Source organism: Pollutimonas bauzanensis, assembly GCF_900129885.1.
GTDB lineage: Bacteria > Pseudomonadota > Gammaproteobacteria > Burkholderiales > Burkholderiaceae_B > Pollutimonas > Pollutimonas bauzanensis.
This window is the reverse complement of the sequence record NZ_FQXE01000031.1, coordinates 1-13,479: the sequence shown is the minus strand read 5'-3', so window position 1 is coordinate 13,479 and position 13,479 is coordinate 1. Positions and strand designations below refer to the sequence as shown.

Annotated in this window: 13 protein-coding genes; 5 read left to right on the top strand and 8 right to left on the bottom strand. The window is 54.5% G+C overall.

The window, feature by feature from the left end:
• Positions 1-579 (top strand): DNA adenine methylase (locus tag BUB23_RS26150; protein WP_178372405.1); only part of this gene is annotated, 579 nt, incomplete at its 5' end.
• 312 nt (positions 580-891) lie between these two features.
• On the opposite strand, the gene dmeF is transcribed toward BUB23_RS26150, so the two are convergent.
• Positions 892-1,845, bottom strand: coding sequence for a CDF family Co(II)/Ni(II) efflux transporter DmeF (dmeF, locus tag BUB23_RS26145; protein ID WP_073110309.1), 954 nt, complete (start codon positions 1,843-1,845; stop codon positions 892-894).
• A 72-nt stretch (positions 1,846-1,917) separates the two neighbouring features.
• Here dmeF and BUB23_RS26140 point away from each other — a divergent pair, with 72 nt between their 5' ends.
• Entirely contained in the window at positions 1,918-2,193 is a 276-nt protein-coding gene (locus tag BUB23_RS26140) for a metal/formaldehyde-sensitive transcriptional repressor (RefSeq protein ID WP_073110306.1), read from the top strand.
• Between the two features lie 25 nt (positions 2,194-2,218).
• Positions 2,219-3,268, top strand: coding sequence for a DMT family transporter (locus tag BUB23_RS26135; RefSeq protein ID WP_073110303.1), 1,050 nt, complete (start codon positions 2,219-2,221; stop codon positions 3,266-3,268).
• A gap of 61 nt (positions 3,269-3,329) precedes the next feature.
• On the opposite strand, the gene BUB23_RS26130 is transcribed toward BUB23_RS26135, so the two are convergent.
• On the bottom strand, positions 3,330-3,749 hold the full coding sequence (locus BUB23_RS26130) for a DUF305 domain-containing protein (protein ID WP_245801399.1): 420 nt from the start codon (positions 3,747-3,749) through the stop codon (positions 3,330-3,332).
• Between the two features lie 583 nt (positions 3,750-4,332).
• On the opposite strand from BUB23_RS26130, the gene BUB23_RS26125 reads away from it, so the two are divergent.
• Together BUB23_RS26125 and BUB23_RS26120 are read left to right on the top strand one after the other, a co-directional pair.
• Entirely contained in the window at positions 4,333-6,582 is a 2,250-nt protein-coding gene (locus BUB23_RS26125; RefSeq protein ID WP_245801397.1) for a heavy metal translocating P-type ATPase, read from the top strand.
• 68 nt (positions 6,583-6,650) lie between these two features.
• Positions 6,651-7,169 (top strand): CHRD domain-containing protein, encoded by a 519-nt coding sequence (locus BUB23_RS26120; RefSeq protein ID WP_342743874.1) that lies wholly within the window; start codon positions 6,651-6,653, stop codon positions 7,167-7,169.
• A gap of 66 nt (positions 7,170-7,235) precedes the next feature.
• On the opposite strand, the gene BUB23_RS26115 is transcribed toward BUB23_RS26120, so the two are convergent.
• The 6 genes from BUB23_RS26115 to dsbD form a co-directional block, all read right to left on the bottom strand.
• A complete protein-coding gene (locus BUB23_RS26115; RefSeq protein WP_073110296.1) occupies positions 7,236-7,721 on the bottom strand; it encodes a c-type cytochrome in 486 nt (161 codons plus the stop codon).
• An 82-nt stretch (positions 7,722-7,803) separates the two neighbouring features.
• Positions 7,804-8,373 carry a M23 family metallopeptidase gene (locus BUB23_RS26110; RefSeq protein WP_073110293.1) on the bottom strand — a complete coding sequence of 190 codons (570 nt, stop codon included), beginning with the start codon at positions 8,371-8,373 and terminating at the stop codon, positions 7,804-7,806.
• Positions 8,374-8,590: 217 nt separating this feature from the next.
• Positions 8,591-9,103, bottom strand: coding sequence for a cupredoxin domain-containing protein (locus BUB23_RS26105; protein WP_073110290.1), 513 nt, complete (start codon positions 9,101-9,103; stop codon positions 8,591-8,593).
• Between the two features lie 67 nt (positions 9,104-9,170).
• Positions 9,171-10,304 carry a copper resistance protein B gene (locus tag BUB23_RS26100; protein ID WP_073110315.1) on the bottom strand — a complete coding sequence of 378 codons (1,134 nt, stop codon included), beginning with the start codon at positions 10,302-10,304 and terminating at the stop codon, positions 9,171-9,173.
• Positions 10,305-10,336: 32 nt separating this feature from the next.
• Positions 10,337-12,187, bottom strand: a complete 1,851-nt coding sequence (locus tag BUB23_RS26095) for a copper resistance system multicopper oxidase (protein WP_073110287.1) — start codon at positions 12,185-12,187, stop codon at positions 10,337-10,339.
• A 178-nt stretch (positions 12,188-12,365) separates the two neighbouring features.
• A partial coding sequence (dsbD, locus tag BUB23_RS26090) for a protein-disulfide reductase DsbD (RefSeq protein WP_143161150.1) occupies positions 12,366-13,479 on the bottom strand: 1,114 nt, incomplete at its 5' end.

The window sequence follows — 13,479 nt, the reverse complement described above, 5'->3', positions numbered from 1 at the left end:
ACATGGACTGAGCAGCGGGAAATTCAAAAGCAGAAAGATACGGTTGAACCCTTAATACTGGGTTTCTCAACATTCTTCCTTAATCGGACAAATCGTTCCGGAATTCTTAAAGCGGGAGTGATCGGTGGTAAAAACCAAAACGGAAATTTTAAAATCGATGCTCGCTTTAGAAAAGATGAACTGATCAGACGGATTGAGCTCATCGCGGAGCACCGTAGCAGGATCAGTTTGTATAAATTAGACGCAGTCGATCTTCTGCAACACGTCGTCCCAAGCCTTCCCGATAGGACGCTGGTATACCTTGATCCTCCCTATTACGTAAAGGGTGGGGATCTATATGAACACCATTACAAGCATGAGGATCACGCCGCCGTCGCCGCGGCGGTGGCAGGAATACGCCAGCATTGTATGGTGTCGTACGACGATGTCCCGGCAATAAGAGAGCTATATCGAGACTATCAGTATGTTAGCTACAGCCTGAGCTATTGCGCGCAAAACAGGTATCGTGGAACCGAAGCAATCTTTCTTGGCTCATCATTGGAGTGCCCAGGATTAAAAGCGTCCATGCAGGCAGCTTGAAGGGGCAATTTGTCCCATTACAAAATCACGCTATGGATCCGGTAGCTTCTTCCAGACGAGCTGCCGGTAAAATCATTCGGCATTACTCAATACGTACTGCAGCATAGGCTAAGGTTCAGTCGGCGCGGCTTGCCCGCGTCAATTGGCAGTATGTGGGAATTCTGGACGAATGTGACCGATTTCGTTGATAGGCCGGAATGACTGGTCACAACATAAAAATCACATTACGCATCACAAACCCAGAGCAGAGGATTCCCAGTAGCCATGTGGAATCGAAAGCCCGCAGAGAGCATCAACGCCCTGCCGACCAACTTAGCTCGTTCCGCCATTATGGTCAGGAGTCAGTCGATTTATTTCGATAGTGACATGCGCCAGTTCATCATGTTTGCTTAAGGCATTTCTGAAATATGTGGGCGATGTATCTTCGTCAGTTACAAGGCCAACGATACAGGCAAATTTGCCCTTGCTAACACGCCATACATGTAGATCGCTGATGGCTGCCTTCATTGGACTTGACTCAATTATCTGGCGGATTTCGCCTACCACCGGTGTATTCATTTCCGCATCGAGCAGCACGCGCCCCGAGTCGCGCAACAAGCCATACGCCCACACAGCAACCAGTATCGCACCCACGATACCCATTACAGGATCCAACCAACTTGCTCCCCAGAATTTCCCCGCAATAAGCGCCACAATCGCCAAGACGGATGTCGCTGCATCGGCAATGACATGCACATAGGCTGCACGCAGATTCAGATCCTGATCATGCCCATGATCAGCATGGCCGTGAGTATCGTGACTGTGACCGTGCCCATCCTTTAGGAGCCACGCACAAACAATATTCACGACCAATCCAATAAACGCGAGGGCAATGGCTTGATCGTAGTAGATCGGACCTGGAGATAACAAGCGCTCAACGGATTGGAACAGCATTGATCCCGCGACCAGGACAAGCAACAGGGCACTGGTATAGCCAGCTAAAACTTCAATCTTCCAAGTCCCAAAGGCAAACCGGCTATCGTTTGCAAACCGTCGTGCAAAGACATACGCCAGCACGGATAACCCAAGGGCTAACGCATGCGAACTCATGTGCCATCCGTCCGCAAGCAGCGCCATGGAATTGAACGTATACCCGCCCACAATCTCGACTACCATCATTACGGTGGTGAGGATGACGGCTCGAGTGGTGTTTTTTTGAGCTAGCGGATTGCCTTCGTTGAAAACGTGAGAGTGCGTCCAATCGTTGTCGGGCTGGCTGTGTTCCATTGTTCATTGTCCTGATGCGGGCTAAAGTAATATACTATACCCCTGTATAGATAATAGTGAAAAGGAAAATATATGTCGCACACGACTCGGGATCAAAAACCACTGTTAACCCGTATCCGACGAATTAAAGGGCAGGCGGAAGCCCTGGAAAAGGCCATCACAGACGAAACGGAGTGTGCGGCGGTGCTTCAGCAAATTGCCGCGATCCGGGGCGCGGTTAACGGCTTAATGACCGTGGTTTTAGAAGGACATATTCGCGAACATCTGGGGGCCGAAGAGATGTCTTCATTACAACGTCAAAAAGAGGTGGAACAAATCGTACAGGCTTTACGTTCGTATTTGAAATAAAAAGCGCGTCAAAAGGATTTATGGAATGAAGTTTCAGGAGGGAATGCGCCAAACAGGCGTACCGGCCGCCCTGGGTGCCGCTTTGCTGTTCGGAGCCGGGACGCCGCTGGCAAAACTCTTGCTCACTTCGGTGAGCCCATGGCTGTTGGCTGGTTTGCTGTATCTAGGCTCGGGTGTCGGCCTGAGCTTGTATCGATATTTCAGCAAAGCACCTGCGGTCAAATTACCGCGTCAAGAATTACCGTGGTTCCTCGGTGCGATCGTCGCAGGTGGAATTGTCGGACCGGTACTCTTAATGCTCGGTCTGACGGGAATGCCCGCCTCCGGAGCGTCCCTTTTGCTCAACGCCGAAGGCGTGTTTACTGCGCTGTTGGCGTGGTTTGCATTCAAGGAGAATTTTGACCGGCGTATCGCGCTGGGTATGGTGGCGATCGTAGCCGGAGCCGTGGTCTTGAGCTGGCCAGGCGAAGCACGTTTTGCGGGTGCATGGCCAGCGCTCGCCATCCTGGGCGCCTGTTTTGCCTGGGGCCTGGACAATAACTTAACTCGTAAAGTGTCGCTCTCGGACGCGACCTGGATTGCATCGGTAAAAGGGCTAGCTGCCGGTTCGGTCAATCTGACCCTGGCTTTCATAATGGGCGCAAGCATTCCGCCGTTGCCCAATTTGGCCGGGGCGCTTGTGGTGGGGTTTTTCGCGTACGGCGTGAGCTTGGCTTTATTCGTGGTGAGTCTGCGCCACCTGGGAACGGCCCGCACGGGAGCTTACTTTTCGGTCGCGCCGTTCATGGGTGCCATGCTGGCGGTAGCTCTGGGCGACCCTCTAACGGTGACGTTGCTTATCGCAGCCGCACTGATGGCTCTGGGCATTTGGCTGCACCTAACAGAGCGGCATGAGCACCTTCATCGGCATGAAGCCTTAGAACATGACCATGAACATATTCATGATGCCCATCATCAGCACGAGCACGATGTGTATGTTGCGCCGGGGACAAAACATCGTCATGCACACCAACATGTGCCTTTGACTCATTTCCATGCACATTTCCCCGACGCCCACCACCGGCATCGCCATTGATTACGGATAAAAGGCGCCCCTGCGTGCCACTTTTTACTTATTGTCTTGTAAGGCGATAAAACTACTTCTGCTGTTTTTTATGCTGGACAAGCCATTGGTCAAATTGAGCGATTTCTTTATTCTGAGCCGCGATAATGTCCTTGGCCATTTGTTGCATCTTCGGGTCTTTTCCTTTTTTCAGTTCCAACTCGGCCATATCGACAGCACCTTGGTGATGAATGCGCATCATCGCGGCAAAGTCATGGTCGATGTCGCCGGATGACTTCATAGCGTCCATCTGTTTGCGCATCTTCATCATGGAGCCGCGCATATCCATAGGCATGTTGCCTTTCATTGCTCCGGAACTCATTGACCCTTGGTTCGATGGTGTAGTCGTCTGAGCAGACGCCAACACTGAGGTTGCCCCCAGGCTGGCGCCTAGCATCAATGGTAATAAAATGTGGCGAGCGACGCGGACCTTTTTGCCGATTTGAATCTTCATGATGATCTCCTATACCAGGTGAAAGAACGTCCAAGCTATCGAGCCGAGATGCCCATATTTACAATAAACGCTGCAAAATTCATCCCCTCAATCGCATTAATCCCCTAGCCATTGTGCGACCACTAATTGCGCGCGACTATGGAAGTCTCGAAGCAATGAAGCATGCGTTTTGGCTCGCGTTATCTGTACAAACTTTGTTTGTCAGCAATTCGCGTGCCGCCACCAGGTTATTCTAGCTATGCTAATAATATGATTCAGTGATATCGCTACTATCGTCGTTCATCATGACAAAAATGTAATGCTCATGACAGCAAACTGTCAGTTTCGCAAGTACTTAAGTGTGGCATGATTGACACACCCTCCATCCATTGCGATCTCGGGCTCTACGCTGTTTTGGGATGGTGAGAGGTCAGCGTAGTCCAATACTAAATGGGAAAGCGGCTACGTCATGACACCACACGACCACGAACATGCTCATCACGGCCAATCAGGCGACTTAAGCAGCAGATCAACGGGAGCTGACGGCAGCCACGTTAAACGGGCTACGGCCTCGGCCCCAGCGTTAAAAGACCCCGTATGCGGAATGTCGGTGACCGAACAATCGCCACACCATGTTGAGCATGATGGTCAGTCGTTTTATTTCTGCAGCACGGGCTGCCAAGCCAAATTCAGCGCGGACCCGGCCAAGTATCTTTCTAAAAAACGGCCAAACGCACAACACACTGAGGCAGCCGCACCGGGCACGATCTACACGTGTCCCATGCATCCCGAGATTCGTCAAGATCACCCAGGAAACTGTCCGAAGTGCGGCATGGCGCTGGAACCGCTTATGCCCACGCTGGAAGACGATAATCCAGAATTGGCGGACTTTAGCCGCAGGTTTTGGTGGACCTTGCCGCTGACCATCATCGTCACCACGTTGGCCATGTTCGGGCACCAAGTGGGTTGGTTTGGCATGGCCACCCAAAGCTGGATTGAGCTGGTGCTTTCCTTGCCGGTGGTGCTTTGGGCTGGTTGGCCATTTTTTGTGCGAGGTGTGCAATCGGTCATCAACGGTAGCCCCAACATGTGGACCTTAATTGGGTTAGGAACATCGGCCGCCTTTATCTACAGCGTCGTGGCGACGGTTATACCGGAAGTCTTTCCCGACACGTTCTTATCCATGGGACGCATCGCGGTGTACTTCGAGGCTGCGGTTGTCATCATTTCCTTGACGCTTTTCGGGCAAATCCTTGAGTTAAAAGCGCGCTCGCAGACTTCTGCGGCCATCAAGTCGCTAATGGGATTAGCTCCCAAGACAGCCCGGCGTATCGGACCTGATGGCACTGAGGAAGATGTGCCACTCACCCACGTCCATGAAGGCGATCGCCTGCGCGTGCGCCCGGGCGAGAAAGTGCCTGTTGACGGGGCGGTAGAGGAAGGTGCAAGTTCCGTGGATGAATCCATGTTGACCGGTGAACCGCTGCCGGTTAGCAAACGCGCGGGCGACAAAGTGATTGGCGCGACCATGAATACCTCCGGCGCCCTCGTGATACGCGCCGAGAAAGTGGGATCTGCCACGGTGCTGTCCCAGATTGTGCAGCTCGTCGCGCAGGCACAGCGTTCGCGAGCTCCTATGCAACGCATGGCTGATCGCGTGGCTGGTTATTTCGTCGTGACGGTGGTGGCCATAGCCGTCATTACGTTTTTTGTGTGGGGATTGTTGGGGCCACAACCCAGCTGGGTATATGGTCTGATCAATGCGGTGGCAGTGCTGATCATTGCCTGCCCATGCGCGCTAGGCTTGGCGACCCCTATGTCCATCATGGTGGCCACTGGCCGTGGTGCAACGCAGGGCGTCTTGTTTCGCGATGCGGCCGCCATTGAAAACTTCCGTAAGGTCGATACCTTGATCGTCGATAAGACCGGCACCCTGACCGAAGGACGACCCACATTTGAGCAAGCGATTCCCGTCCAAGGCGGCAGCCCCGAAGAGGTGTTGCGCCTGGCCGCCAGCCTGGATCAAGGCAGCGAACATCCATTGGCCGACGCCATCGTTAGCGCCGCACGTGAACAGGGCGTTGCATTGGCTACGGTGGATGAGTTCGAGTCCGGTACGGGGATCGGGGTTCGCGGTACAGTCGAAAGCAAGCGTCTGGCGCTCGGTAACACGGCGCTGATGCAGCAAGAAGGCGTCGATGTGGCGATACTGAGCGAAAAGGCCGAGAGCCTGCGCGTCCAGGGTGCAAGCGTCATGTACCTTGCCGCGGATGGTCACCTATTGGGCCTGCTTGCCGTCTCGGATCCCATTAAAGCCAGCACGCAAGAAGCATTGATGGAGCTGAAGGCCGCAGGAATCCGGGTCATTATGGCGACCGGTGACGGCGTGTCCACGGCAAAATCGGTGGCCGAGCGCCTGGGTATCGACGAATTCCATGGCGAGGTCAAACCGGCCGATAAGCTCGATCTTGTCGCCAAGCTTCAAGATCAAGGGCATATCGTGGCCATGGCGGGCGACGGCATTAACGACGCGCCGGCCTTAGCCAAAGCCAATGTTGGCATTGCCATGGGCACCGGCACCGATGTGGCCATGAACAGCGCTCAGGTTACGTTGGTCAAAGGCGACCTACGGGGCATCTCGATTGCCCGCCATCTGTCTGACGCCACCATTGCCAATATGAAGCAGAATCTGGGATTTGCCTTTGTGTACAACTCGCTGGGTGTGCCGCTGGCAGCCGGCGTGTTATATCCATTTACCGGGCTGCTACTCTCGCCGATGTTTGCCGCGCTGGCGATGAGCTTGAGCTCGGCCTCCGTGGTGGCGAATGCGTTGCGGCTGCGTAAAGCCAAATAGATAGCCATCTTGCCTAAAACCATGATTGTGGTTGTTGCTGCGTGAACTGCTACTGGCGGGCACACTAGATGCTGATTTTGGGTTTGATCGATAATCAACTGGGCCCGGCAGGTAAGCTGGGCCTTTACATCAAGGAGTATCTTATGCGCAGTAATGCGATTTTCTCGAAATCTCGCCTAGCGGTTCTCGCAAGTAGTGTGATCATGGGTGGTTTGGCTGCAGGCTATGGCGTGGCCATGGCGGCTCAAAGTAAAGTAATGCTAAGCGGTGCCCACGAAGTTCCCGCTGTCACCACCTCGGCCAAGGGCAACGGCACAATCACTATTGGCAAGGACAAGGCGGTCAGTGGCAGCGTCACCACCTCGGGTGTGGCTGGCACCATGGCGCACATCCACGAAGCCGCCACCGGTAAGAATGGACCCCCCATAATCACTCTGGAAAAGAAAGGGGACAACGAATGGATGGTACCGGCGAATGCCAAACTGACCGATGCGCAATACAAGGCATATAAGGCGGGTAGTCTTTACGTCAACGTGCATAGCGCCACCCACAAAGGCGGCGAGATCCGAGATCAGCTCAAGCCCTGAGCCTCGGTGGTGACGAACGTGTTGCGTTTGTCCAAGTCAAATAAAGGCTCATCCCGACCTAAGCCGTTACTGTGGCGGTTGTAGCGTGATTTCTTTCTGGGCAGCCAATGCTTGCTTGGGCCAGGAACTCTTGATATAAGCCAGCACGGCCGCAATGTCATGGTCAGTCAATATGTTGCCGTAGGCCGGCATATCGCTGACATAGCCCGGTGGCGCGGTGACACCAGGTACCAGACCGTTTTTAATGATATCAATCAGAACAGCGTCTGGATGATGCCAAGTGTGCCCCGTCTCGTCGTGCGGCGGGGCGGGCAAACGTCCGTTCGCTTGACGAATCCGCCAATCGGGCTGACCCTCCAGCTTGGCGCCATGGCAAGCGGCACAGTTATTGGCATAGACGTTCTTTCCGAGAGCCACCAATGTTTGATCAAAGGGGTCGATATACGTGTCATCCGAATTGGTGAGTGTTCCATACAGGTATGCGCCAATCCCCAACGCCAAAATGCCGACTGCACCGACAATCAGTGCCTTCTTTTTCACTGCGGTTACCATTCAGACTATCCTTTTTTGCATCTTGCGGCGTGATACGCCCAACAGGTCGAGCGCCACCATCCGGATGGTGCCAATAGGACCACTATTTGGCATATGAAGCCTGTTGCCGTTTTGCTTGCACCGGGTCCACCGGCTGATTATTGACTCTCAGTTCATAATGCAAATGAGGGCCGCTGGCTGTTCCAGTTGAACCGACATAGCCAATGATTTGTCCTTTTTCGATGCGGTCACCTTTCCTCAGCCCGCGCTTAAAGCGGCTTTGGTGCGCGTAGACAGTGGAATAGGCATTGTCATGTTCTACGAAGATAACTTTCCCATACCCATTTTGAACGCCAATGAACGTGACCTCGCCTTGTGCGGTTGCTCGGATCGGTGTGCCTTTGGTTGCGGCGTAATCAATGCCTTGATGGCCCGCCCACTTGCCCGATACCGGATGCAGTCGGTAACCGAAAGCTGAGTTGATTTTTATACGTTCAGTCAGAGGCGTTTTAAGAAACATCCTCTGCAAGCTCGCCAGTCGAGAGGTCACTTTATGAGAGCGGTTGCCAAGCGCCTGGACAGGGCCTTCAGCAATGGAAATATGCCTGGCCTCCGACGCCATGGCGGTACCTGCCATAGAGCAAACAAGGATAAAAAGTAATTCTTTAAACATGGAATATCGGTAAAGGGGGCATTGGAAGGCTATCGGGTGCTTTCCCGTTCGGGCCCTAGGTTGCCGCGTGGTGGATGCTGAAAGAAGAAAGAGTCAGTCGCGGTAACCGCCTAACCGCTAAAAGGTGCGACGATCCCCGTCGCCACACCTTCGGCGTTCTACATACTCCCCGCCAAGCCAATGAGTCAAGTCACTGAAGGGGCCTTTCCGACCGGCATCAACCCACCTTGATCTTACCGACCATCCCGGCTTCCATGTGCCCAGGAATAAGACAGGCAAAGTCAACGGTTCCGGCCTGGGGAAACTGCCAGACAAGACCGCCTTTTTGACCAGGATTGATTGTGATCATATTGGGTTCAGCGTGTTGCATCCCCGGCATTTTTTGCATCATGGCGGCGTGCTCTTTGAGTTCAGCGACCGAGCCGATCACCATTTCATGGGGAATCTTACCGTTATTCTTCATAAAAAAACGGACCGTCTCACCCGGCTTGACGTTGAATTCGCCAGGGGTAAAACGCATGGTGTCATCCATGACGAGTTCAATCGTACGCGTGACCTTGGCGGCATCGCCCGGTTGTCCCGCAGCCGAGTCGCCTTTGTTCATGCTGGACATATCATGGCCTTGCATCATGGTGCCATTTTTCATCTCATGGCCCCCACCATGACTCCCAGCGGCTAGTGCTAGGGCGGGCAACGTACTTAATAGCAATATGGATAGTGTTTTCTTCATTAAAAGCTCTCTTAGACAAGTTAAAGGGATGAGAGCACCAGGCAAAAGATGTTCTCGGGTACAACGATTAGAATCGGAAGCTCAAGCCGGCGACAAAGCGCGTCTCGCGCGCACGTTCGCCGGCATCTCGTGCAAAGGTGGCCGTTTGGCCAAATTTACCTGTCCATTCCACTCCGACGTAAGGGACGAACTGACGCGTCACTTGGTATTTAAGGCGCAGGCCGGCCGTGCCATCCGACAGGCCGCTACCGATTTCGCGGGCCTCATCGCGCTTGCCATAGAAATTAACTTCTACGCGGGGCTGCAATACCAGTCTTTGCGTGATCAACAAGTCGTATTCCGCGCTTAAGCTCAATGCGGTTCGACCACTGGGGCCGACATAAGCTGTAGCGTCAATGTCAAACCAATAAGGCGCCAGGCCCTGCACACCAAACGCTAGCCATTTTCTGTTGGGAACTCCTTGGCCGTGATCGAAACGAATCCCCAACTGGGTATCCCAGAAGGTAGAAATCGCGTGTCCCCACAGCAACTCTGTTTGGGACTCCTGAAGTTTGCCGTTTGCCACTTCGCCTTCTGCCTTCAATACGGCGCGGTTGTAGGTTCCGCCATACCAGGCTTGTCCTTCATAGGCGAGCCCCTCATTGCTACCGGCTCTGACATACTCAAGCCGATCGAACCACACGGAGCCAAAATTGTGCTCGTCGGACATCCGCAGACGCTGCGCTGGCCCCAAGGAATACTTACCTGAGTCCAGCGTATAACCATCCGAATAGGCGTTGGGATCGCGCGCATCCGGCGGCGCAGTTCCGCCTTGCATTTGCATGGTGCCATGATCCATCTCGCCACTGCCCTGACCCATTGCACCCATATCGTGAGCAGGGGCCGTTGGCGCTGTGTTGTCTTGACCATGATTCATACCGGGCATGGCCTCTGGAGGCTTAGGCGCGCTGGTTGAGTTCGTGTTCATCGCCCCGGAATCTTGAACACCCATATTCATCGCGCCATGATCCATGCCTGGCATATTCATTTTGCTGTGATCCATGCCAGGCATGCTGGCTGCATCGACGGCGGAAGCCGAGCTGGCCGACATGGCGGTATGGCCACTATGGGCGTCATGCGCTTGGGCGTAGGCAAAAAGCGGGGTAGCGCCTAGCGTTGCGATAGCGAGTGCAAGAATGCGTTTCTTTATAGGGGTATTCATGGTTCGGATTTCCTTTTTCTCGTTACTCGCACTCATGCCACCACCACTTCTCGGAACATGCCCATATCCATATGCAGCATCAAGTGGCAGTGCCAGGCCCAGCGTCCGAGCGCATCGGCGGTCACGAGAAAGCTGATGCGTTGCGCGGGTTGAACCGGAATCGTATGGCGGCGCGCCTGGAAGGCACCATCGGGCGTTTCCAGTTCGCTCCACATGCCATGCAAGTGCATCGGATGGGTCATCATGGTGTCGTTATGCAAGATGACCCGCACGCGTTCACCGTAGCGAAAATGCACAGGTGTGGATTTGCCGAACTCCACCCCGTCGAACGACCAGCTGTAGCGTTCCATATTGCCGGTAAGGTGCAGCTCGATCTCGCGCTCAGCCCCGCGCGGATCCATGGCCCCGCCAATGGTGTGCAAATCAGCCAGGGTGAGTACGCGTCGGCCGTTGTTGCGCAGTCCAATGCCCGGATCGTCCAGATTGGTGCGCGGCATATCGACGTGCATATCCGTGCTTGGGCTGTACTCGGTCTTCGCATGTCGGACTTTAGTGCTTGCCTTATTCTTGCCCATGGCACTATGGTCCATGCCGGCCATATTGGCCTGATTCATTCCTGCCATCGATCCGTGGTCCATGCCCGCCATGGCGCCATGATTCATTCCCGCCATGACAGGCTGGCTCGAACCGCCGTGATCCATGCCAGCCATCCCAGCCATACCACCACCCATAGCGCCCATCATGTCAGTCATGGTCAGCCACTCGGGCTTATCAAGCTGAGGGACCGCCGCCACAAGGCCGGCACGCGTCGCCAAGGTGCCACGTGCATAGCCGGTGCGGTCCATGGATTGGGCGAAAATGGTGTAGGCCTCGTCTTTGGGTTCGACAATGACGTCATACGTCTCGCCCGACCCAAAACGAAATTCATCGACCGTGACCGGATCCACGTTTTGTCCATCGGCCTGCACGACAGTCATTTTCAAGCCGGGGATGCGCACATCATAAAAGCTGTGACCCGAGCCGTTAATAAAGCGTAGGCGAACGCGTTCGCCCGGCCTAAATAATCCCGTCCAGTTGCCCGCAGGCGTCGTGCCATTCATCAAGTACGTGAGCACATTGGACGATAAATCGTTCAGATCGGTCGGACTCATGCGCATTTCGTTCCACATCTTGCGCTTGTCGATCGCCGCTTTAAGGCCATCGCGCGATGCGTCCTGGAAGAAATCCACCACGGTGGGTTGGTTATAGTTGTAATAGTCGCCTTGCATTTTCAGCTTGGCGAGTACCCGCATGGGATCTTCGTCGGTCCAGTCCGAGAGCTGAACCACATATTCGCGGTCGGCCCGCACCGGGTCGCTTTGAGCAGGCTCAATCACAATGGCCCCTATCATGCCCGTCGCTTCCTGCATGCCAGAGTGCGAGTGATACCAATACGTGCCGTTTTGTTCGACCTTGAAGCGGTAGGTGAACGTTTCGCCCGGGGCAATGCCGGGAAAACTGATGCCCGGCACACCGTCCATCTGGAAGGGCAAGATGATGCCGTGCCAGTGAATTGAGGTTGCTTCTTTTAGCCGATTTGTAACGCGTATGGTGACCGTGTCGCCTTCGCGCCAGCGCAAGGTCGGCCCAGGAAGAGACCCATTAATAGTCGTGGCCATTTGAGGATTGCCGGTAAAGTTGACCGGCGTCTCACCAATTTCCAGATTGAACTCGGTCCCGGTGAGCACAGCCGGTACGCCCGTTCGGGCATCGCCCGACTGGGCCCAAGCCGTGCGGGCAAAGGGCGACAAGCCCAGCAGAACGCCACCGGCTGCCAGACCTTGAACGAATCGGCGACGCGGTAGGAGAGGCAGGGCAAGAGAAGGCGCAAGCGGACGTTTCACGTGAGCGTATCCTAGGATCAAAAGAGTCTAAAAAATCGACCGGTAAAACGAGTCGAAGCATTCATGGAGTTGATGCAAAGCACTTTAGCGAAGTGTCGGTGTCGATCCGATGACGCGGCCATTACATTTCTGTAATGTGCGGCGCTGTTCATCGCGCCGCACTGGAGCACTCACCACATTAAAGCGGTATGGCCGAATTTAACGAGGCCAGGAATCGCTTTGGCGACTGGAAGCCAATGACTTGAAAGTCGATTTCTTTGCCTTCCTTATCGAAAAAAATGATGCCGGGCGGCCCAAACAGCGCGAAGCGCTTGAGCAACGCTTGATCGTCTGCATTGTTTGCCGTCACGTCCGCTTTCAGCAGGATTACGTCTTTCAAGCGATTTTTGACTTGAGGGTCGGTGAAAGTGAAACGGTCCATTTCTTTGCAGGATATGCACCATTCCGCCCAGAAATCGAGCATCACGTAGCGGCCGTCTGCCCCCTGCAACTGCGATTCCAGATCGGCAAGGCTCTTAATAGGCTGAAACGTGATCTCAGTCGCCTCGGCGCCTATTGGCGCTGGATTGCTAACACCTTTGAAGACAGCCAAAGGCTGTAACACGTCGCGGCTGCCTGAAAGTCCTCCGACCAGAAGCGCCAAGCCCACTGTTAGCGCAATGATCCCAATCCCTTTGCCCAAACGCCTATAACCGACCACATGCGCCGGCAAGGGATCCACCGCCTTTAAATACATCGCTGAGATGATGAGCAGGACGGCCCACAAAAACAGATGCACCACCGCCGGGATAACCGGAGCGATGAGGTAAATGGCCACGGCCAACATGGTCACGCCGAAGAAATGCTGGACTGATTTCATCCAGGGACCGGCTTTTGGCAGCAAAGTGCCGGCGGTTGTGCCAAAGACCAAAAGCGGTACGCCCATGCCGATGGCCAGTGAAAAAAGCGCCACGCCGCCCACCACGGCATCACCCGTTTGCCCGATATAGAGTAGGGCTCCTGCCAGAGGAGCAGCCACACATGGGCCCACGATCACGGCAGACAGTACACCCATCAGAAAAACGCCGAGTAGCTTGCCGCCTGGCGTGTGGTTGGCGGTGACGGTCAAGCGGCTTTGGATCGCAGCGGGCATCTGCAACTGGTAAAAACCGAACATAGAAAGGGACAGCAATACAAACACGCCTGCGAAGCCACCCAATACCCAGGGATTTTGCAGATAAACCGATAACATCGTACCGGCAAGGCCCGCCGCGACGCCCGCTAGCGTGTACGTCATCGCCATGGCAAGCACA

Bases quoted from the DNA above. Each gene is read 5' to 3' on its own strand.
- dmeF (WP_073110309.1), bottom strand. From the start codon at position 1,845: ATGGAACACAGCCAGCCCGACAACGATTGGACGCACTCTCACGTTTTC.
- BUB23_RS26130 (WP_245801399.1), bottom strand. From the start codon at position 3,749: ATGAAGATTCAAATCGGCAAAAAGGTCCGCGTCGCTCGCCACATTTTA.
- BUB23_RS26115 (WP_073110296.1), bottom strand. From the start codon at position 7,721: ATGGTAACCGCAGTGAAAAAGAAGGCACTGATTGTCGGTGCAGTCGGC.
- BUB23_RS26105 (WP_073110290.1), bottom strand. From the start codon at position 9,103: ATGAAGAAAACACTATCCATATTGCTATTAAGTACGTTGCCCGCCCTA.
- BUB23_RS26125 (WP_245801397.1), top strand. From the start codon at position 4,333: ATGTCGGTGACCGAACAATCGCCACACCATGTTGAGCATGATGGTCAG.
- BUB23_RS26140 (WP_073110306.1), top strand. From the start codon at position 1,918: ATGTCGCACACGACTCGGGATCAAAAACCACTGTTAACCCGTATCCGA.
- BUB23_RS26100 (WP_073110315.1), bottom strand. From the start codon at position 10,304: ATGAATACCCCTATAAAGAAACGCATTCTTGCACTCGCTATCGCAACG.
- BUB23_RS26120 (WP_342743874.1), top strand. From the start codon at position 6,651: ATGCTGATTTTGGGTTTGATCGATAATCAACTGGGCCCGGCAGGTAAG.
- BUB23_RS26135 (WP_073110303.1), top strand. From the start codon at position 2,219: ATGAAGTTTCAGGAGGGAATGCGCCAAACAGGCGTACCGGCCGCCCTG.
- BUB23_RS26110 (WP_073110293.1), bottom strand. From the start codon at position 8,373: ATGTTTAAAGAATTACTTTTTATCCTTGTTTGCTCTATGGCAGGTACC.